Source organism: Saprospiraceae bacterium (assembly GCA_016714025.1).
Taxonomy (GTDB): domain Bacteria; phylum Bacteroidota; class Bacteroidia; order Chitinophagales; family Saprospiraceae; genus Vicinibacter.
The window spans coordinates 2,075,842-2,097,867 of the sequence record JADJOB010000002.1; the positions used below are offsets into that span (position 1 = coordinate 2,075,842).

The window sequence follows — 22,026 nt, forward strand, 5'->3', positions numbered from 1 at the left end:
ACATTACAAAACAGAAAGCCCCTTCCAAGGGGTTTGGGGTTCTGAGTATCATGAATAGAATGATAACAGCTCCAACTTACATTTCATTAAATGATTCCAAATACAAATGTGATTTAAAAAAATAGAAAAATAATTAAACTGTATCCCGAACCCCAAACCCCTTGAAAGGGGCTTTACATTTTTCTTCATGGAATGGTTCCAATTGCAGATTAGATTTTCAAACTAAAGAATAATCTGCTCGCATTACAAAACAGAAAGCCCCTTCCAAGGGGTTTGGGGTTCTGAGTATCTTGAATAGAATGATAACAGCTCCAACTTACATTTCATTAAATGATTCCAAATACAATTGTGATTTTAAAAAAAAAAATAGTTAAACTGCACTTCGAACCCCAAATCCCTTGAAAGGGGCTTTGCATTTTTCTTATTGGAATGATTTTGATTACAAATTAGATTTAAAAAAAAAGTAAATAATTAAACTGCACCTCGAACCCCAAACCCCTTGAAAGGGGCTTTACATATTACTTCATAGAATAGTTCCTATTACAGATTAGATTTTCAAATAAAATAATCTGTTCGCATTACAAAACAGAAAGACATTGCAGCATTATACCATCGTAGTATCGTAGCATTATACCATCGTAGCATTGTAAAATTGTAGCATTACAGAATTGTACCCACATTCAGTTAGATTCTGTGACTTTCTCAAGTAAGGCTATCCATTCTGATTGAAATAAATTCCAGGGTTCTATAAGATCTGGTAAACATTGATATTCTTTTCGGATTCCGGTTTTGGTGTCATCAAATCCTAAGAAATAACTATACAAGCCAATATGTATCCTTGGATCCATGCGCTTTGCACCATACCATTCATCATTCCAAATAGGATGCCCTAATGAAGAAAGTTGAAATCGAATTTGATGAAACTTACCGGTAAAAATTTGAATTTTTAGTAAGCTGTAATTGTCTTGCGTACTTATCAATTCATAGCGTAAGCGGGCTAGTTTAACACCGGGTGTGTCAGGCGATGCAGCAATAGCCCGGAATTCTGAAGAAGACTTGACCAAATAATTTTCTAAAAATGCTTTGGGTTTTTTGGGCACTCCTTCAACAACGGCCAGATAGTATTTACTGATTTTGCGTTTAAAAAATTTTTCCTGTAGATCTTTTAGTATGCTTTGTTTTTTTGCACAAAACAGCAGTCCGCCAACTGGTTTGTCCAACCGATTGGCCAGTTGACAAATTAATTGCTTCTTTTTAGGATAACATTCATGTAGATAATCTTCCAGTAATTTTCTGAGATTGACAGAACCTGCTGGATCTTCTTCTGACAACAATCCAAACGGTTTTTTTGCAATGATGTAATCTTCATTTTCAAAGAAAATAAGATCCTCTGGTTTTAGTTTGACTGGTGGACTTATCAACGGATTACATTCAAATCACCATAGAACTTTTGGATCTCTCCATTTTTCCATTCCAATTCTAATAGATACACATACACTCCGGGAATTACCACTTCACCATCCACTCGGGCCTTCCAACCATAACTTGGATCATTGGGTGGAAAATGAACTGCTTCGTATAATCTGTTTCCCCAGCGGTCAAATATTTGCAGCGATTTGATTTCATTGTAAGAATCTTCTGTAACTACCGGGTAAAAGCTGTCATTGATGTTGTCTCCATTCGGACTGATCGCATTTGGAAACCAAATATTCCGTTTAACAACTTCCAATCGGATGCGGGCAGTTGCAGTGCAACCATTGTTATTTGTAATCGTAAGAATGTATTCAATTTCTTTATCCAAATGAATTACTTTAGGCGATTCACAATTAGTGCAACTTAAATAATCCGCCGGACTCCAATCAAAACTTGCGATGGAATCCTTAGGAATTGAATAGGTAGGTTGAATGGTATAATCTTCACCGGATTGCAATTTGACTAATGGAATCAGTTGCACATTTAATCCGGCTGGTTGAATGATGTTAAAGCTTGAAAGCAGTTCGCAACCATTTTTATCCAATACGCGGATTTGATGATTTCCGGAAACTGTGCCACTGTATTGACTGTTAAAAAATTCCTGGTTATCTAGAAAATACCGCAAAGGTTTTTCTCCGCCAGTAATTAGATTGAGATTTAAATTCCATCCATCACCTGGACATTTTGGTTGATCTACATTAAAATCAATTGCAGTAGGGACATTGGTGTTTTCGGTAACAACTACGGAGTCTAAACCTGCACAACCATTCGCTGGATTCTGTACCCGAAAATAATAAACACCCGGACGATCTACTTTGGCAGTCAGTAGGGTATTGCTCCCAACTATATTTCCCTGATTGGTAGTCCAGTTTAAATTTTCAGTACCACTGCCATTTTGTACAGCGCCAACTAAAATTCCATCTTTAACTGTGCAGGTCAATTCAAACTGACCGGATGCGCGCACATGCAAATTATTTATCTGACTAACAATTAAAGAATCGGTATTGACACAACCATTTGCTGGGTTGGTAACCTGTATGTAGTAAGTACCCGGTTTGTTGATTTTAACTTGAAGAGCATTTGTTGGACTGATAAAATTTCCTTGTGGACTATTCCATACAATCAATTCATTTCCTTTTGGATTGACGATTTGTCCATTAAGTGTTAAATCAAGGATAGAACAATTCAATTGAGCATTTGCCCCGGCATCTATAAGAGGCTTTTGGATGTCTTCGAAAATCGTTACCTGTGTTGAATCTTCGCAATGATTGAGTGTATCAATTACCCGCAGTATGTAAAGACCAGCTTTATCCAGTTGGATGGTAAGTCCGTTAGTGGATCCAACAATATTTCCATTGGCATGGGTCCATTGATAGTTGAATCGGTTTCCGGTACTTGAGCCTTGTCCGCTAATATTCAACAATCGCTTAATACACGTTAAGGTATCTAGGCTTGAAATCATGGCAATGGGTTTCGCAGTGTCTGCAAGGATACTTAGTTGATCTACCGACTGACACCCATTTACAAGATCTGTATTGCTTACATAATAAGTACCTGGGCTTCCTGCAACCGTACCGGCACTGTTAACGAGTCCAATGAGCATGCCATCTAATGTTGACCAGTTGTATTGCAAAGAATGATTGGTTGTAGGACTACTCGCCAACAAATTAAATTGGGTGGAACTGCAATTCCAAATAAGGTCTTGTCCTGCATTTACCTGTGGACGAACGGTATCTATTAGTACTGTTATTTTTACAAGGGTACTGCAACCATTGACCAAATCTTTTACCGACAAACTGTAATCACCGGCTTGTGTAATGCCCGGATTTAAACTGGTTGCATTTTGAATTGGTTGACCTTGATCTGCAATCCAATTGAATTGGATTTGATTGCCTACCGGTGAGTTTGCTGTTCCAACTAAATTAATACTGTTTTTCTTGCAACTTAACGTATCAGGAAATGCGATACTTGCAAAAGGAGCATTTAAATCAGGTTTTACATTGATGGTTGCCGTATCTGCACAACCATTGACGGTGTCACGTACAATCAGTGAATAGTCTCCTGCAGAACGAACAAAAAGTTTATTGCTTCCTTGTCCGCTTCCAATGGTTCCATTAAATGTAAACCATTGATAAGTTAGCTGATTGCCAGTTGACGAAAGTCCGCCGTCAATAGCAATTAATGTGTCAGAACAAGTAAAATTTAAACCAGGACCGAGTTGTGCATTGGGCACCACTTTATTCTCATCAATAAAAATAGAATCAATATTGCTGCAATGATTGTTTGTATCAATCACTTGTATAATATACCATCCGGGTGCATTTACAATGGGAGTTAGTGTATTGTTTCCGGATACAATATTTCCATTTGTGGTGGTCCAAAAATAATTGGTAGAATCTGTTTTGGTTCCATTACCATTTAATTGCAATTGCAGAGTTGAACAATTTAAAGTTCCTCCTGATCCTGCTGCAACCGCGGGCAGTTTTCTGCTGTCAACAATCAATAAACTATCAGTAGATGTACATCCATTAATTTTATTGACAGCGGTAAGCACCACTTTCCCAGCTTTGGTTTCGGTTTTTGAATTCAGCATGGATTCAGCTGGTAAATTTCCAGAAGGCAAATTCCAAAAATAGTCAATAGACTGATTTGGATTATTTCCATTTGCTTGAATTGTAACATTTGACTGAATGCAATCAAGAATTAAGTCTGGTCCTAATTCCAAATCTGGAATTAAAGTGTCTTTTTTTACTGCAATGGATTTATCGGTAAAACATTTATTCGTTTTATCGGTAATCCGAAGTTGATAGTTGCCTTCCTTGGAAGTAAACAAACTGTCTTCATTGCGAAGTTTGGAATTATCAGGCAACAACCATTCATACGTATATTTTGAAGTATCAAAAGGAGTTCCTGTTAGCAAGGCATTGTTTCGAATGCAATTCAATAAGGTATCGCCGGAAAATTTGAGATTGGGATGTAAGGTATCTGAGACTACTACATCCTGTATTTCTAATTCACAACCGGAATTGGCATCTATGATAACAACTTTGTAGATACCGGCTTCTGTGACATAGGCAATGGAATCATTTCTTCCCCGGTGAATCTTATTTGCAGGAATCCAATTAAAAGTAAATTGTCCACTTCCATTGAGCGGATTGGCTTTTAGAATGATGGTATCTGAATTGCAATTGGCAATTCCTTCAACTTCTAAAGTCCCTTCCAAATCATCAGATGCGCTTACATCGATTTCTGCTTCTTTTTCACAAATGACATTGCCATTTTTATAAGTAACTTTAATGATATAGGTTCCGCTTCCTTGGCCCCGTGCGGTTAATCCATTTTGTGAAACGATTTTACCACCAACCGTACTCCATTCATAAGTAATATTTGGACCAGCAGTTGAACCAATTGCATTCAAGTCAAAAATATCAGAGGCACATTTTGGAAGTTTTGGAACTTCAATACGTGCTTTAAGATCTACTACTTCAACCATGACTTCATCGTCATCCATGCATTTTTCATACATCTCGATATCATCAATGGCGAAGTCATTACCAAAACCGACACCGGTTGTTTCACGGATACACATTTCGACGTTACCGGATTTTGCTTGAAAGCACGCTTCAAATTCGATCCAGTCACAAAGTGCTCCTGCTGTCACCGACCCAATTGAAACACCATCTGCCTGAACGTTTAAAACACAGGGGGAAACCGGATAAACACTGGTAACATAAAGGCGAAATAAATAACTGTGGCCGTTAATAACGTTTACGTTCTGGCACCAAACTTTGGCATTGGTGGCAGTATGTCCATCGACAATCAACATATTTCCTGAACCCGTTGTATGGTCCGGACAATGACTAAATCCACTGTTGTAAGGAAATGGATCGGGTCCGACACTGAGCCATCCGGGTCCAAAGGTGCCACCCGGACTGCCATAACTGTATTCGTGGGTAAAACCGGAATTGCCGGCTTCAAAATCACCGTTGCGTATCAGATTGGTCGTCCCGACTTGCTCAACAGTAAAGGTGTATTTATACTTGCCTGGAGGTGCATTTACAATAGGATCGGTTGCATTGGGATCACTCAGGTAGGTCGTAGGTGTCCAGGAATATTTCATGGGATTCCCGGAATAGCTTCCCATCAATTGAACCGGCATCGACGGATCGCAGGTAAATAAATCGGGTCCGGCATCGGCTGATAAACCTGTACATTGGGAATATCCTGCAATTGAATTAAATACTAAAAAAACAGCTATATATAAATAGTTCAAACGTAAGCTCATCTCCTTGGTGGTTTGTAAATACAAACACTAAGATACGGTTCTTAAGAAAATGAGACTGAATAACTAAGATGATCTCTATTGGCAAGATTAATCTGCTGTAAATCCAATATTTACACAAGGTGCGATTAAGTTGGTAACTGAAGTAGTCGGAAAGGATGGACAGCCGTTGATCCCGCAAGGCTCTTCATTAAAGGAAAGAATTTTGAGGTTCCCTTTAGTAATAGGAAAATTGAATACATCTCCATTTGCATTGCGCACATTAAAAAAGACATCTGCAACCAAACTCACTCCAAAGTCAATCCCTGCTTTGATTTCAACCGGAGGAATGTTTACATAATATTCCGTACTGCTCCATTTAGATTCAATGAATTTTTCGATTAGGAGTTGGTTGGTGTTGAGATTATAAAGTCTGATTTTATAAGTTCCGGTATCTGGAACCAGGATTCCAAGTTTAGATAGGGTGCCGTTTACAAGGGATTGAAATTTAAAACCATATTCCCAGGTAGCTGCTGCTTGTGTAACCGTGTCAATTTTAATTCCAGCTTGGTCAAGTAAACTGAAAATTGGAGTTTCTAATGGATTTGAATTTTCATCGTTGCATTGTATAAAGAGAAATCCAAATAGCATGAAGAAACAAACAATACGGATCATGTTATTAATTTTTATGGTAGTTTATAATTTTGGAATTTACAATTTGTGAATCAGACAGAGTCAATAAATTATTAGATATATATTGAGACCCATTTTATATAAAAATTTGGCAGCGACTTCCGGTGGATTAATATGACTGAAATTAATCTAATCACAAAAGATTTAATTCTTATCGCATTATGCACGATACACTTACAACCGGAACAATATTTTCCAGTTTACCTGCATCATCAAAAGATGCACGCATGGCATAATTTAATATGACGTTGCGGCTGAAACGCCAATCTCCCCCGAAAGAAATAAATTTACTGCCCTTAAAGACATCTTGATTGAAATTTACCGGACTAAAGATTTCGGTAAAAAAATTATAACGGTAATTTCCGTAGCGGAAGTTGAGTCCGCAATCCAACTGGTAATATTTTTCATTGATCAGGATATTTTTATCACCGGTAACACGTGCGATGCCGCTGAGCAATATGTTTTTGCCAAAGCCACGACTTCCATTAATCCAAAGACCCCAGAGGTTTCTTACTTTGCGTAAATTCTTAAACTTAAGCAAACTGCTGTCACGACTGTCAAAATCATAAGCCTGTCCAAAGGCCAAATCAATGTAACTGGCATTCCATTTTTCAGCTTTATAGAGGTCCACAATTTTTTTCATGCGTTCAATAAAAGCGTCATCTAAGCCATTTAATTCCATCTCAAAGGCTTTGATGGTTTCTTTGATCTGGTACTTTTCTTCCATGTCGCTGGTTTGGGCCATGGTTTTTTTCTGAGCTACTATTTGTGCCTTCAAATCTGCTTTTTTCTCGTCGTATTCTTTTATGACGTTTCGGAAAATGTGTTTGTCATCCAGAGGTTCATATTCTTTATACAAATTAATCTTAGCAGCATAAGAAAAACTGCGGATTCGCCAATTGTTTTCGATTATGACTATGGAATCATTGCCTTCTATGTCCTTAAATGTCAAGCTCTTTGTATTTAACTCCGTATTGCCATCTACAGTCCCGGCTGAAAGATCCAAACTTGCCATGCGTTTCAAAAAATTGGATCGCTTGTAGTAGTTTTTCAATTTCTTTGGCGTATTGAAATAAATTTCATTGATGGGTTGTGTTTGAATGGCCAGGTTAGGAGTCAAGCCATAGCTTTTAAAAGACCAATCCACTTTAAAATTGCGTAAATTGGATGGCTTGGGAACCAGGCATGGATTCACGCCCAACAAATCAAAAGCAGGGGAGACCGGTATGGAAAATTCAGGCGCATAACTGATGTAATTAGCTGTCTGCTCTTCCATCTGATTTTCTGCCTGTGATTGTCCTGTGTTGACTGAAAGTAAGATTGCGAATGCCTGTAATAGTAATACAGGCATTTGCTTCTTATTTTTGAAAGGGATTTTGCTTACATCCACAGATAAACTAATTATAGATTTAGTAAACGAATACATAATCAGCTTTTCTTTTGAGTTCCACCCGGCAAAATGGTTTTAATATCCTTTGATTTATTCTTTGGCGGAGCTACGGGCATCGGTACACAATGGTTTTTAAAATCACATGCATAGCGTTTGCAACCAATTGTAAGTTGTTGATTCGTGCATTTGATGCAAATCATGGTATCCAGGTTTAAGGTGTCGCATGATTTGGTGTAGAGTTTTTCTTTTAAAGTTGACTGACTATTGCCAATTGTAGCGCAAGAAATAAAAACAAACACGCTGAAAATTGTATATTTCATAAACTTTTGATTTTAATTAAAATCAATTGGCTTTTGTGTTGATTACAATGCCTTCAAAAGGTGCGATGCTGGTCATACGGATTTTACCTTTGCATTTGAGTATGCATCTTTCTTGGTCTTCAAATTTTCTTAAAAAACAATCTGTGTATTTACCGTTTATAAATGGTTGGCATCCTGGAGGCAACACTAAAGGACAAGCTTTCTCGCATTTTTGTTCTATAGATACTGAACTTTGCCCAGCTTTTCTCCCAAGTGCAATAACATCATTGGAAGGACTTACCGGGTATAAAACCAAGTTGTCCATTTCGTCAACTGCAATGTAAGTATTTCCAGTTGGATTTTGAAAATAACACACTGTCCCATTTGCAATACTCAATTTTTTAATTCCTTTTATTGTGTTAAAATTAGTAGATTTCAAAGTATTAGTTAATTGTGTTTTTGTAATAGGAAGTTTTTTGTAGTTTCCTTCTAAATATGAATAATATTCTGTGCAGTTTTTACTTAGTTTTTGATCTTGGCAAATGCTAAATAATTTAAAATCCCTTGAAATGTTTTCAGTTGTTTTGATATAATATTTTTTACCATCTATACTTACATTTGTTTGCGAATATGCACAAAAAGTAAGAGCACAAAATCCAATAATTATTCTAATTATTTTCATGGTTTTATTTTTGAAATGATATTGGTTTAACTAATATGTTGTTTAATACAATTTGGATTTTTTTTACATACTTATCACAGATGCCGGTGCATCCTAAAAAACTTATTGCACAGCCATCGAGGCAATCATAATATGATGATGTAGTAGCGCCGCCAGTACTGCCAACCGTACATTCGTAAAAGCATTTTCCTTTTGCATCTATACAGGCGTTACGGCAAGCAATATTTTCAGGAATAGAAGGTCTTTTAGCAATAGTTCTTGGTGGGTTTGAAAATTCAACTATGTTTAAATTTTTACCATGGCCAATAAAGTAAACCCTTGCGTTGGCTTTATCAATAAAAGATAAACTAACTTTGTTATTGACTTTCTCAGTGTTGACATTTTTTAAACCTGTTAAGCCTTTTGATTTAGCAATAGAATTTGCTTCTGTGCTGGTTAGAACTGTTTCCTGAAAGTCGCTGCCTCCTGTAGAAAAATAGGATTTACAATTTTTGCTTAATTTGGTATCGCTACAGGTAGTAATGTGTGCAACATCAGCAGAGAGTTTAATATTACTTTTTGTAAAAGCTTTGGACCCATTGATTTGCATGCTTTTTTGAGCAATGCAACCAAAGGCAAGTGTTAAAAGCACTAAAATAGACATGCAAGTTTTAAATTTCATGATTTTAATATTAATTTAATTAATCAAATACATTTAAAGTGCTGAGACCACCTGCGCCTTTTAAAGCAATGCTTATGGTTGATTTTGGAACAAATTTGTTGCAAATTCGTGCACATGCCAATCTACTTCTTTTACATTCGTTTAAGCATAGAGTATTGCTTCCGCAGTTTCTGTCGCATAATTCGCCAACGTCAATGCATCCTTTTAAACATTTCTTGTTTTCTGGCGATGGTTGTGTAGGCCGTGCTGCAATTTTAGTGCCTTTTGGGATTGTGTATGAATCTAAAGTTAGGGTAGATTCAGTTCTGGATATATAAGTACGCGTATCTCCATCCTGAATGTAATAGTCCGTAAGTCCAACACCTGTGGCCTCCTTCTGAATGCCCTTTATATTTTGAACTTTAGCTGTTTGAATCAGTGATTTTAATGTCAATGTACCCATTTTAAATTGTGCGCATTGTCCAAAATCATCACATGTGTAAGTTTTGCAATTCTTTTTTAATTCTTTGTCTTCGCATAAGACGCATGAATTTGTATTGGTGGCAACACGATCGCAGGATTTAATGAATAAGCCGTTTTTTGCAGTTGCTATTTGCGTTTTTTGTTGTGAGAAGGCACAAGAAACAAAGCAAATTGTGAATAGTGCTAGATTAATTAATTTCATATTTTTATTTTTTAGTTGTTGTACTTGGAGTGGTTGTTTTAATACCCTTATTTTTATTCGATGTAGGTACTTTTTTGGTTGCTCTAATGCAAACACAATTATCATTTTCATCACAAATAGCACATTCAAGGCAAGATTTACATAGGCCATTAGGTCCAAACATGTCGTTACAATCTTCTATGCCATGACATTCACATTGGAGTGGGGAACATGTAAATCCTGCACCAGGTGTTGTTCCACTGAGTTTGTAACTAACGCCATCAATGGTTGCACTTGATATAGTTCCTGATTTTAATGTTACTGAAATTATTTTTCCGCTTGCCAATTTAATTGAGTTGGTACCTTCAACTAATTTACTTTTAGAAATGTAATTTACTTTACTGGTACCTATTGTTTTGGTAGACGCACTAATACTTGTAGATGCAGCTTTTTGCTGAGCATTTATAAACTGCAATGATATTGCAAGAAGGAATAAGCATAATTTTATTTTTTTCATATTAATTATTTTATTGCAAAGATCCTATGGCTTTCAAGCCTAAGCAATCGCATGTTAGTATGAAATCAATAGAATTAAGAGAGATATATTCTTTGAAAGGATCCTGAATAGTTCCTACCTATTATGAAATTTATTCAAAGCCTCTGTCCGGGTATGTACATGCAGTTTTTCATAAATACTGCGTACCTGGGATCGAACAGTGTGTTCTGAAACGAATCGCTCGGCAGCGATTTCTTTATAAGCTAATCCGCGTTCAAGACGCATTAAGACTTCCCATTCCTGGGGTGTAAGTTTTTCAAAATCCGGATGTTTCTTTTCGTTGGTTTTAAACGAACTGGCAACCATGCGGGAGATTTGCCGGGACATAGGGGAGCCACCCTGGTACATGTCCCGTATTGCTTCTGCTAATTTTTCTGGCGTGGTTCCTTTTAATACATAGCCATTGGCACCTGCTGCTAATGCATCATACACTTCCCTGGAATCCTGGTGGTCGGAATAAACCAAATATTGAATGGTTTCTTTCATAGAGCTGCAATCGCGTATGCATTCAATCCCTGATTTACCGGGTAAACCAATATCCATTAATACAATGTCCGGATTGACTGTATGAAGATTGTTTTCAAATTCTTCTGCAGAGCTAAACGAACCAATGCACTCCAAATCAGGATAAATGTTGATCAGACTAGCTGTCAATTTACGGATGTCAGCATCGTCCTCGACTAGTGCTACTTTTATAATATCCTTAAATTGTTTCAAGCTGCAAGATTCAATAAAATAATGAAAATTTAAAATACCACATTCGTATGAAAGCAGCAAATTCACTTAATATCCATTAGTTAATTTTAAGGGTCCAAAAAGCTGAATACAGGTACCGGAACCCGGACTGCTGTTTAAGCTTAAGCTAGCTGAAATAGACTCAGCTCGTTGCATCATACCACGAAGGCCATTGCTAGTCTTACCTGCCTGTACGGAATCAAATCCTTTGCCATCATCTTTAATTTCAAAATGGTAGGTTTTGTTAGGCAATTCTTCCAGACGAATCCAAACCTGCTTTGCCTGGGCATGTTTTATTATGTTATTCAGGATTTCCTTAAATATTAAAAGCAATTGTCTTTTGATATCAGGATGTACCAATTCATTGGACTTGCTTTTTGGAAGTGTGAAGGATAGCTGAATCCCGGAATCCTCTAGGTACTGTCTGGCATGTTCCTGAAAATAAGCCTGCATATCATCAAAGTGATCAAAATCAGGATTAATCGAAAAGACCAATTCGCGCAATTGAGAGGAGGCTATTTTCGCGTCCTCCGCTACATGACTCAATCTGAGTTTTAAATCTTCTTGCGATAAGCTGTTAATTCGAGATGCAACTTGTGCAGATAATGCTATTTTAGTAAGACTTGATCCCACTTCATCATGAATATCCTGGGCAATTTTATTTCGTAGAATCTCTTTGTCCCGATCTTTTTCAATTTCTGAAATCTTAAGCCGGTAGTCGTAAATAAAAATTGAGAATAATAAACTAACAAATATTAAAATTAAAATTCCGTAATACCATGGACTTTTCCAATAGGGTCTGTTGATATTAAAATCGATCAAATTTTTATGGAAACAAATTGATCCATTTTGGCATATTTTTAATTGAACTTTATAGTTTCCATAACCGATTCCGGATAGTCTTAAAATGGGTTCTTTCCCAATTGAAATCCAATTACTGTCTTTGTCAAAAAAACGGAAATAATAAGTGTTTAAAAAACCATCCAATAAATTAGGTGTTGCAAATTGAATTTCTAAATTGTTTTGCTCGTAGCTTAGAGCTGATAATTGGTCAATGGATACATCCTGATTATTTGCTTTAATAGAACGTATAATAAGAGTGGTGTCTGGTATTGGATATTGAAATTCTGTATGATGCACATAAATGTATCCTTTTGGATTGATTAAATAGTGGAGATTGGGATTTCCGGTAACTTTATGGGTTGTAATGCCATCTGAAGGTAAACCATAATACGAATTGAATTCATAACATTGAAAGGTCTTTGGGTCTATCCTAATTAATTTATTGATGTTTGTTGTCCATAAAATCCCATTTTCGTCACAATTAACTGTGTTTATATAATTATCAGAGAGCTTGAATTTATCTTTATAGTCAGTAATTTTAAAATTATCAACATTAAATTTAAATATTCCATAGCCTTGTGTTCCAAACCAAATGGAACCATCGGGATCTATGGCTGATGATGAAATATTTGGATTGAAATAGGATCCGGGATTTTGATTGGGGTAAATGATTTCAAATTGATTTGCATTCCGTTTCCAATGTAAAAGTCCGGGACCCAAAACAGATCCGAACCATAAATTCATATTTTTATCTTCACGAATTGTATTAAACAATCGAAACAGTTGATTCTTATCAAAGAGTTCTAATGGATAATGAATTACAGTATTTGAATCTATATTATACTTATAGATACCCCTTCGATTGATGGTCCCGAACCAGATATTATTTTTAGAATCTTTTAATACTGAACTTGAGAATAGTTCAAATGGATAGGCACTTTTAATATCCTTGCTAAAGCTCCAGGATTTATTTAAAATTGGATTGTACCAAAAGCTTACATTTCCACAAATTAACCAGCGAGAACTGTCGATGATAAAGATTTTAGATATCTGTGTCCGTGGTTCATATGGCGAAATGGGCTTGACCAGGCTGCAGGTTTGATTTCTTTTGTCATAAATAATAACACCGGAATACAGATAGGTAGATATAATTAAACTGTCATTCTCTAAAACACTGGTGGGATATTTTGATTCATTTGGAAAAATATCTTTGCATTCACTATATGAAAACAGTTTATTAATTGTTGTAGACTTTAACAAGCCCTTATCAGTCGCAGCGAAGTAATTTGATTTATATTTAACTAGATTTTTAATAAGGATCTCGGGGGACATCCGGTGATATACCAGATTGTTGGTTGCCGCATTGTAGATTTGATATTCTTTTCCGGTGCCGCAGGTGATCCCGATTTCATCATCTGAAATTTTACACAAGAAAGGAGTCATTTCATAATATTGAAACGGTTTGTGTTGGATTGTTCTAAAAGTATTTGATTTTAGATTATAATGTATGATTTGCACATTTTTGCAAAAATCTTCATACAGTATTACCGCAACCGAATCATTTATTTGTTGAAATGAAAGAAACCGGTTATATTCTTTAAAAGGTAATGGTTTTATTTCATGATGAAACTTATTCTGTGGATCTATTTCAAATAAACAGGTTTGATCGTTGTCAACCAGTTCACTCAATCGAGGACCAGTTACCCAAATTTTTCCATTTGGAAATTCCAGGATTCTGTTGGGTTGAATTGGATTGTTATATTTAGTGTAATCATTAGGAAAATAGTAAGATTGAATTATCGAAAGGTTTTTGTTTACATGGAAGATTCCGCCAGTGGTGACAGCCCAAATGTTCCCTTTACTTGAAATTAATATATCCTGAGTTCTATTGGTAATATTAAATTTTTCAGGAATGCAAGGGAATATTAAATTTTGTATTTGAAATGTTCGTGTATTGATTTTTGAAATGCCTTTGTCTGTCCCGACTATTATATAACTACTGTCTAATTGATTCAAACAAAATACTTTAGATCCGAGTATTTTCCGCGGTCCAATACCCGTTGGGATGGTATAAAAGGTTTGTCCATTGTAAACTTGTAAAGCAGTAGAACCAATCCAAAGAAATCCATCTCGATCAATTAATATTACTGATAAATTACTGGTATTAAGACCTTGTTCGAGCCCAAGTATGTTATAATTTGAAAAAATAGACTGGCTGCTACCAATTTTTATAAAAACGGGAATTATCATTAAAACGATGATATGAATGATAATTCTCTTCAAAATTTAAAGGAAACTTTAAGCGAAGATAAAAAATGAAAACTGAACCAGAAGTAACTATGAAGCACGATTATTTCATACTATCATATGAATTTCTTAATCCTAATTTGAGAGACTTATGAATTAAAATTGCGTTCTGAGCTATTCTTCTACCAAATACAACAAATTATCCTCCACCAAATACATCAAAGGCGCAATGATGACATTGGGGTAGCGCAAACGGAGTCGTTTGGTCTCGCTGATAATAAAGTGTTTCTCATTGCCAATTTCATGGATTGGTTCGTAGTGATAAAAATGGTCTTCGGCTTCTTCACGGGTCCAGCCGGCATTGGTAATCAATCCTTGAATAAATAAATCTTTTCGCGCCATCAAATTGACCATACCGCAATTATTGTGGCCTATTAATACTAAATGCCGCACATTGCCGACTGCAATGGCATAAGACACCCGAAATTCACTGTATCTCAGATTGGCGCCTCCGGACCGGATGATGTAGGCAAAATTATCCGGGATGGATAAATGTTTTCGATTGTCCATACACATCCCAATTAATAATTGGGCTTGTTGGTATTGCTGATAGGTTTTTCCTAAATTGTGATAGGCAAATAATTCAGCTATTGGAGTATTTTGGTACACTTCAGGAATACGCTCGATGCGGTCTATTTTGATTAAATCTGCTGACATAAAATTATTGACTACATAAAACGGGTTTGTAATACCAGTTTTTCTGCCCATTCAGGATAATATTTGTGTTCAAGTTCCTGCACTTTCTTTGCAAGCTTTTCCGCATTGTCCCGACGATCCACCTTGCATTTGGCTTGAAATATTATTTTACCCCGGTCATACATCTCATTGACATAATGAATGGTAATTCCACTTTCAACATCTCCTTCATTGATAACAGATTGATGTACGTGCAATCCATACATTCCTTTTCCTCCATGCTTGGGTAATAATGCAGGATGGATGTTGATCAATTTTCCATCAAATTGTTTTACCAAAAAGGGTGGTATCAATAATAAAAAGCCAGCCAAAACGATAAAATCAATATCGTATAAATTCAGGAGAGCTGTTGTATATCCATTGTTGGATAAAAGGGATTTGTTTACAACGGAAGAGGGGACATTGTGTTCTTTTGCAACTTTAAGAACACCTGCTTTACTCGAACTGGAAAGGATCAAGCCCACTTGAATGTCAGGATGATTCTTAAAATGTTTAATTAATGCATCAGCATTGGTTCCATTGCCTGAAGCAAATATGGCTATTTTTCGTTTCTTCATGTATTATTAAATTAGCATCAAGATTTTATCAAGGGTTCGTAACTACTCGTATTGGCCGGATCCATTTGAATCATGACATCATACACTTTTTTCTTTTCCTGTGGATTTCCTTGTTTGAAGATTTCCAGGATTTCCTGATTCTTCATATAAGTAAACATTTTTATTAAATAAGTATCAGGATATGATGAATTGGCCCGTCCAATGTCTTCTAATATGTTTGCTAAACTCGCACGGCTTCCGCTTGGATCTTTAGCAAACTGATCCATGCATTGGCGATGGTATTCATAATATGCCCTTCGAAATCCTTTCATCCTTGGATTTAATAAATTCTCTACCAAAAAATAACGTGTATTTTTTTTGTCTTTGGTAGGAGACCAGGAAGGATCTGCCCCTTTAATGGATGCTGGCAATACATTCAACATATTATTTAGTAACTGTAAATGTGCTTCACCACCTTCCAAACTGTAGCTGTCGTAATCCAATGCCAAAATAAGATAGGCATAATAGGTCAATACCGCGGATAAATTATCGTAATAGGTTTCTTTAGAATTTTCAAGGTTTTTGTAGGGATCAAATATTACAGGAATTTGTTTGTCAATAATACTTAATAAAGCGGTTTCATAGCTCGCATTAAATACAGGTCGGGTAGCTTGCACTGCAATATCCAATAAGAGGTTGTTGTCGCCTTTGTCTGCACTGATCGTAATTTGAAAATTGCATTTTATTTTTTCATGGGGTTCAAAAACATCTTGAGTCCATTTCTGATTATTTAGAAAATCCTTTACATTTCGTTCAATTTGATTGACAATGGATTTATCGCTTAATCCAAGATTGGGAGCATTTACCCGAACCGATGCATTGAGTTCCTGTGAGTAGAGTGAAGAACCAAACAGGATGCAAATCAGGCAGGTCGTTAGGAATACTTTCATGTTATTTATTTTCAAGAATGGCATTTAATATATCGATTGCGACCTCTTTTTTGGACTTCAAATCAAAGGAACTTATTTTTCCTGACTTATCCAAAATGCTGACCTTGTTTGAATCCGAATAAAAAGCGGCACCGGGATCGTTTGGCGAATTCATAACGATCATATCCATATTTTTGTTTTTTAATTTAATGGCTGCATTTTTTTCAAGTTCCTCTGTTTCAAGGGCAAATCCACATAAAAACTGTTTTTCTGTTTTATGACTTCCAATAAAACCTGCAATGTCTGGTGTCGGAATTAATCGGATTGTTAAATCAGGATGCTTGGATTTTTTAATTTTATTGTCAGCGATGCGGTCGGGTTGGAAATCAGCAACAGCTGCAGCTAATATGAAGATATCCGTTTCCTGGATACGCTTTTCAACTTCCGATAAAAGATCCTGTGCACTTACAATTCGTGTAATCCTCAGATTTGGGCTGTCAAATATGGCTTCTTTGCTTGGACCTATAATAAGTTCTACCTCTGCGCCCATTCGAACCGCTTCCTCTGCCAATCGGATCCCCATTTTTCCAGAAGCATAATTTCCAATAAACCGCACCGGGTCAATGGCCTCATGTGTTGGCCCGGCAGTGACGAGTATTTTTTTGCCAAGCAAAGCTTGATTCGGATTAAAAAAGTGTACAATTTCCTGGAAAATAGACTCAGGTTCGGCCAATCGTCCGGGACCAATCAATCCACTTGCTAATGGACCCTCCCCAACAGGAATCACATAATTGCCATAGGATTGGAGTTGCGCAATATTTTTTTGAGTGGAAGGGTGTTTCCACATATCCAAATCCATAGCAGGGGCTAACATGATCGGGCATTTGGCTGATAAATAAACTGCAGTTAGTAAATTATCGGTAATGCCATTTGCTAATTTAGCAAGCGTATTGGCGCTGGCTGGAGCTATCACTAACAAATCTGCCCAAAGACCTAATTCAACATGTTTCGCCCATTCCTGGTCAGCACTTAATCCGGATAATACCGGTTTGTTGGATAAAGTTGAAAAACTAAGTGGGCCTACAAATTCTTTGGCGGCTTCAGTAAAAATAATTTGTACCTCGGCGCCAGCTTTAACCAATAAACGAAGGAGTATAGCAGATTTGTAGGCTGAGATACTGCCTGTTATGCCGAGGATTATTTTACGTCCTTCCAATAAATTTTGCTGGACTGACACCTAAGATCGTTCTGAATTATTCGGAATCGGGTGTGGTATTTTTATAGTGAAATTCTATTTTACCTTCGAGGTATTCTTCAGTTGCAATAATTGCAGGATTGGGTAATTTCTCGTAAAATTTTGAAATTTCAATTTGCTCTTTGTTCTCATGTACTTCTTCAATCGTATCTGAATGAGATGCAAATTCTTCTAATTTGTCAACCAACTCTTCTTTAATATCATTGGTCAATTGATTCGCACGCTTTGCCAGGACATTGATGGTTTCATAAATATTGCCGGTAGCACTGGTAAAGTCTTTAATGTTACGGGCTTTAACATTGGGATTAATTCCTTGCACTTGTGTTTTGATATCTATCATAATCCGTTGATTTTAATTTAGCGTTTATTTTTTTATTGTAGTCCTTAATTTCACTGGTAGTTTTCCCGCTTGGATACCGTTGAATAAAATCTTCAATATATTGTCGGGCTTCCAGATAGCGTTCTTTTTGTTTTTCAAAAATACTGTGTTCAGCAAGTAAATAAGCCGACTTACAAATGAGAAAACGAATTTCCCGTGCATTTTTAGTTTCAGGGAAATCATTCAAAACATTTTTAAGACTTGTGACACAGGACTGATAATTATTCATATCATAATACAGCTTCCCTGCTTCAAAAGATTTAAATTCAATTTTAGCACGACACTCATCAATCAATTTATTGCATTCTTCAACACGTTTTGAATTTGGATAGGTATTGACAAATAATTGAAAACCATCAATGGCTTTTTCAGTATTGCTCTGATCCAACCGATAGCCTGGGGATGTTTTATACAAAGAATAAACAGACATAAAGTCTGCTTCTTCTTTTTTATCGCTATTGATAAAGGTATTTGCAAAAGTTTTAAAAAGATGGGATGATAAATCAAATTGATTTAAATAGTAGTGGGTATACGAATATTTAAAATAAATGATTTCAGCTTCTTTTTGTCCGCGAAAGGATGTTAAAATTTGCTCATACAAGGTTTGAGCTTTTATGTAAGACTTATCATCGTAATACTTGTCAGCTGCTTTAAGAATCAAGTTTGGATCCGAACTGGTTCGAATTTTTTCAAAACTTGACCTGCAACTTATAAAAGTTACTAAAAACAGACAACCGACGTAAAGTAATGATCTTCTCATGGAGGGCGCAAATTTAATACAATAAACGGAATTTCAGGGAGATAAGTATGTTGTTTTTAATTGAGGATAAAGGGAATACGCATCGAAAATTGAATTTTTATTGAATTTTCCATTTTAAATGGTCAATGGACGATGGACGATGGACGATGGTCAATGGACGATGGACAATGGACGATGGTCAATGGACGATGGACGATGGACAATAGACAATGGACGATGGACAATGGACGATGGACAATGGACAATGGACGATGGTCAATGGACGATGGTCAATGGACGATGGACGATGGATGATGGTCAAAAGACAATGGACGATGGACAATGGTCAATGCTCAATGGTCAATGCTCAATGGTCTATGGTCAATTCTCAATGCTCAATGCTCAATGGTCTGTGGACAATGGTCAATGGTCTATGGTCAATTCACAATGCTCAATGTTCAATGGTCTATGCTCAATGGTCAATGGACAATGGTCAAAGGTCACAAAACCCTGGGACAAAGCTCTTTGGCTATCTTAGAATGTCTTTGGCCAGCACATCGGCCATTTTTCGGTCGTTGCTGAGCCTGTTTACCTTAAATTGTTCTCCTAATTTACCGGCTTGACGCATATAATCGAGGAACCCATTTTTACGGATGGGACGGATCTTTAAGGTATCCAATAGATTTCCGTCGATCAGGTCCTTATAATAACTGTTCAGCTCACATAAATGCCCGTTAATGGTTTGAGCTATTTCATGGATATTCTTAGGGATTTCTGAAAATTCTATAAACCACTCATGATAAGCCGAGCGGTTATCTGCAGGGCTTACCTGTGGTGCAACCGTAAACTCAACGACATCAAAACGGTGTTTCTTTTGAGCATAACTGATCGCCTGATCAATTTCACTTGAGATGACATGCTCGCCAAAAGCAGAAATAAATTGACTGATCCGACCACTGAATTTAATCCGGTGTGGATCTTTTGAAACAAAACGAACTAAATCACCAATCAAATAGGACCAGAGTCCGGCATTTGTGCTTAAAACAATTGCATAGTCTTTATTGAGTTGGATGTTTGCCAAACTCAGTCGTTCGGCATCCGGATCCTGGATCTTTTCTTTTTCTATAAATTCATAAAATATCCCATCGTGGACAACCAATTGCATATTGTCTTCTTCGCAATCCGTTTGATACGCGATGAATCCTTCACTTGCCGGATAGGTTTCAATTAAATCTATGGGTCCGCCTATGAGTTGTTGGATCTTCTGCTTGTAGGGCGCATAATTTACACCTCCATGGATGTAAAGGCTTAAATTTGGAAAAACATCCTTTACACAGGATTTTCCGGTAAAATCGAGCAAGTGCTCACAAAACATTTGAATCCAAGGCGGTATGCCACTAAAAACGCGGATATCCTTAGTGTGCAATTCGGCTATTAAATGTTCTATTTTTCGCTCCCAGGGTTGTATCCGATTCGTTTTATCATCGGGTTGCTTATTGAATTTAAACCAATAAGGTACTTCGTGATTTACGATTCCGGATAATCTTCCAATCGCAATATTGTTTGTAAAACATAATTCAGGTGAACCTGAAAGGAAAAACATGTCCCCATTAAAAATTTGAGTTTTAGGTCGTTTTACTACGTAATGCAATAATAGATTTCTTGCTGAATTCAAATGATTTTTAATACTATCCGTAGTTAATGGGATGTATTTGGTACCTGAAGTAGTTCCGGAGGTTTTGGCTAAATATTTTGGAAGTCCTTTCCATAATATATTTTGCTTGCCATCACGAATTTGATCAAGATAAGGAACAAAATCTTCATAATCCCTTACAGGTACATGTGCTTTATAATCATCGTAATTGGAAATGGATTTAAAATCATGATCAAGCCCAAATTGTGTATTTCTCGCGGAGTGTATTAAGGTTTTAAATTGGCGATCCTGATGGCTAACCCCTTTCAAATAACTGCGATTCAATTTTTTACAACTAGCTGTAGCAATTAAATGGATGAGGCTGTCTTTTAAAAACATAGGGTCAAAGATATAATCCTTGTATGAATGTAGCGAATGTTTGAGGTTTTCAGAGCTATTAAAGCAGGATTTTTCAGGGATGAATGTAGTTTAAATACAGAGGCATTAAACGCTCAATCTCAACTACTCATCTCTAAGATCTTCGATGTGGACGCCCTTCAGGTCATCTGTTTTAAGCTCAAATGCAGCATCATCAATCAACCGGGATGCAACGGTCTTTGTAAACACTACGATGGTTTTAGCACCATTCATATCCTGCCATTCAGCTTTTTCTATAAGATTTGTTTTTTCAGATATGTATAAAGTTATTTTTGAAATGGTTTCCGTTTTTGATTCTGGAATCAATTCAATGATGTGACTGTTTTTGCCTTTGCTTTTATAAAGTTTAATGTATTTGGCTTGATGGGTACCTGCTTTGTGAATCGCTGCCAATTGTGCGGGTTGGTATTTGTTTTCAGATTCTTCCGGATTGGTGATTTGAACTTCTTTGTTTCGTTTTAAATAGGTGTATTGAATTTTTGAATTATTATAAATTTCAAAATCCTTTAGAATCAGTCGATACTTATGATCTTTTGACAAGAGCTGCCCTTTATTCTGTCCAGTAGATTTTCCTTTTTCAATCTGTTCGTAATCAAAAAAGATTTCCATACCGCCCATTTTTTTATATTGATTTTGTGTTTTATCCAAAATCATAGCCGCTTTGGTATCTGGGGTGAAAAGGACAAGTAAATTACTTAAAAGACAGATTAGATTGAGCAGCATGACGCGATAGGATTTCAATTAAAACAGTTGAAAAGCTAAAATCATTATAATAGCTTTGTTAAGCATTCGTTAAGCTTAATTCATTAATCGATAGATAGGGCAAATAAGGGGTCTTGGATTTGGAAATTTAACCGTATTTTTAAAATTGAGTTGAA

General features: G+C 36.3%; 20 protein-coding genes. 1 reads left to right on the top strand and 19 read right to left on the bottom strand.

All coding sequences use genetic code 11. The features are described from left to right. Window positions 1-680 precede the first annotated feature (680 nt). From IPJ80_11380 to bamD, 17 genes are all read right to left on the bottom strand, one after another. Complete coding sequence (locus IPJ80_11380; GenBank protein MBK7914087.1) at window positions 681-1,421, bottom strand: RNA pseudouridine synthase; 741 nt, start codon at window positions 1,419-1,421, stop codon at window positions 681-683. After that, entirely contained in the window at window positions 1,418-5,758 is a 4,341-nt protein-coding gene (locus IPJ80_11385) for a gliding motility-associated C-terminal domain-containing protein (GenBank protein MBK7914088.1), read from the bottom strand. Before IPJ80_11385 ends, IPJ80_11380 begins: the two co-directional genes overlap by 4 nt. An 87-nt stretch (window positions 5,759-5,845) precedes the next feature. Then, the gene (locus tag IPJ80_11390; GenBank protein ID MBK7914089.1) at window positions 5,846-6,409 is read right to left on the bottom strand and encodes a DUF4082 domain-containing protein; all 564 of its coding nucleotides are present in this window, start codon (window positions 6,407-6,409) and stop codon (window positions 5,846-5,848) included. Window positions 6,410-6,578: 169 nt separating this feature from the next. Beyond that, window positions 6,579-7,778, bottom strand: a complete 1,200-nt coding sequence (locus IPJ80_11395; GenBank protein ID MBK7914090.1) for a hypothetical protein — start codon at window positions 7,776-7,778, stop codon at window positions 6,579-6,581. 77 nt (window positions 7,779-7,855) lie between these two features. After that, complete coding sequence (locus IPJ80_11400) at window positions 7,856-8,137, bottom strand: hypothetical protein (GenBank protein MBK7914091.1); 282 nt, start codon at window positions 8,135-8,137, stop codon at window positions 7,856-7,858. 22 nt (window positions 8,138-8,159) lie between these two features. Further along, the gene (locus tag IPJ80_11405; protein ID MBK7914092.1) at window positions 8,160-8,798 is read right to left on the bottom strand and encodes a hypothetical protein; all 639 of its coding nucleotides are present in this window, start codon (window positions 8,796-8,798) and stop codon (window positions 8,160-8,162) included. Between the two features lie 4 nt (window positions 8,799-8,802). Further along, window positions 8,803-9,459 (bottom strand): hypothetical protein, encoded by a 657-nt coding sequence (locus tag IPJ80_11410; protein MBK7914093.1) that lies wholly within the window; start codon window positions 9,457-9,459, stop codon window positions 8,803-8,805. A 19-nt stretch (window positions 9,460-9,478) separates the two neighbouring features. After that, window positions 9,479-10,123, bottom strand: coding sequence for a hypothetical protein (locus IPJ80_11415; protein MBK7914094.1), 645 nt, complete (start codon window positions 10,121-10,123; stop codon window positions 9,479-9,481). Between the two features lie 4 nt (window positions 10,124-10,127). Then, on the bottom strand, window positions 10,128-10,619 hold the full coding sequence (locus IPJ80_11420; GenBank protein MBK7914095.1) for a hypothetical protein: 492 nt from the start codon (window positions 10,617-10,619) through the stop codon (window positions 10,128-10,130). A gap of 114 nt (window positions 10,620-10,733) precedes the next feature. Further along, complete coding sequence (locus IPJ80_11425; protein MBK7914096.1) at window positions 10,734-11,375, bottom strand: response regulator transcription factor; 642 nt, start codon at window positions 11,373-11,375, stop codon at window positions 10,734-10,736. Window positions 11,376-11,441: 66 nt separating this feature from the next. After that, complete coding sequence (locus tag IPJ80_11430) at window positions 11,442-14,519, bottom strand: hypothetical protein (GenBank protein ID MBK7914097.1); 3,078 nt, start codon at window positions 14,517-14,519, stop codon at window positions 11,442-11,444. Between the two features lie 138 nt (window positions 14,520-14,657). Next, on the bottom strand, window positions 14,658-15,200 hold the full coding sequence (locus IPJ80_11435; protein MBK7914098.1) for a carbonic anhydrase: 543 nt from the start codon (window positions 15,198-15,200) through the stop codon (window positions 14,658-14,660). Window positions 15,201-15,211: 11 nt separating this feature from the next. Next, complete coding sequence (locus IPJ80_11440) at window positions 15,212-15,796, bottom strand: phosphoribosylglycinamide formyltransferase (protein ID MBK7914099.1); 585 nt, start codon at window positions 15,794-15,796, stop codon at window positions 15,212-15,214. A gap of 17 nt (window positions 15,797-15,813) precedes the next feature. Then, the gene (locus IPJ80_11445) at window positions 15,814-16,725 is read right to left on the bottom strand and encodes a DUF4835 family protein (protein ID MBK7914100.1); all 912 of its coding nucleotides are present in this window, start codon (window positions 16,723-16,725) and stop codon (window positions 15,814-15,816) included. Window position 16,726: 1 nt separating this feature from the next. Next, window positions 16,727-17,920, bottom strand: a complete 1,194-nt coding sequence (gene coaBC, locus IPJ80_11450) for a bifunctional phosphopantothenoylcysteine decarboxylase/phosphopantothenate--cysteine ligase CoaBC (protein ID MBK7914101.1) — start codon at window positions 17,918-17,920, stop codon at window positions 16,727-16,729. 37 nt (window positions 17,921-17,957) lie between these two features. Beyond that, entirely contained in the window at window positions 17,958-18,299 is a 342-nt protein-coding gene (locus IPJ80_11455; protein ID MBK7914102.1) for a DNA-directed RNA polymerase subunit omega, read from the bottom strand. After that, the gene (bamD, locus tag IPJ80_11460; protein MBK7914103.1) at window positions 18,265-19,098 is read right to left on the bottom strand and encodes an outer membrane protein assembly factor BamD; all 834 of its coding nucleotides are present in this window, start codon (window positions 19,096-19,098) and stop codon (window positions 18,265-18,267) included. The genes IPJ80_11455 and bamD overlap by 35 nt, the downstream gene beginning before the upstream one ends. Before the next feature lie 118 nt (window positions 19,099-19,216). Here bamD and IPJ80_11465 point away from each other — a divergent pair, with 118 nt between their 5' ends. Continuing rightward, a complete protein-coding gene (locus IPJ80_11465) occupies window positions 19,217-19,615 on the top strand; it encodes a hypothetical protein (protein MBK7914104.1) in 399 nt (132 codons plus the stop codon). On the opposite strand, the gene IPJ80_11470 is transcribed toward IPJ80_11465, so the two are convergent. Both IPJ80_11470 and IPJ80_11475 read right to left on the bottom strand, forming a co-directional pair. Further along, entirely contained in the window at window positions 19,607-21,109 is a 1,503-nt protein-coding gene (locus IPJ80_11470; protein MBK7914105.1) for a GH3 auxin-responsive promoter family protein, read from the bottom strand. The two genes, IPJ80_11465 and IPJ80_11470, sit on opposite strands and share 9 nt — an antisense overlap. A 123-nt stretch (window positions 21,110-21,232) precedes the next feature. Continuing rightward, window positions 21,233-21,889 carry an outer membrane lipoprotein carrier protein LolA gene (locus IPJ80_11475; GenBank protein MBK7914106.1) on the bottom strand — a complete coding sequence of 219 codons (657 nt, stop codon included), beginning with the start codon at window positions 21,887-21,889 and terminating at the stop codon, window positions 21,233-21,235. Window positions 21,890-22,026: the final 137 nt, after the last annotated feature.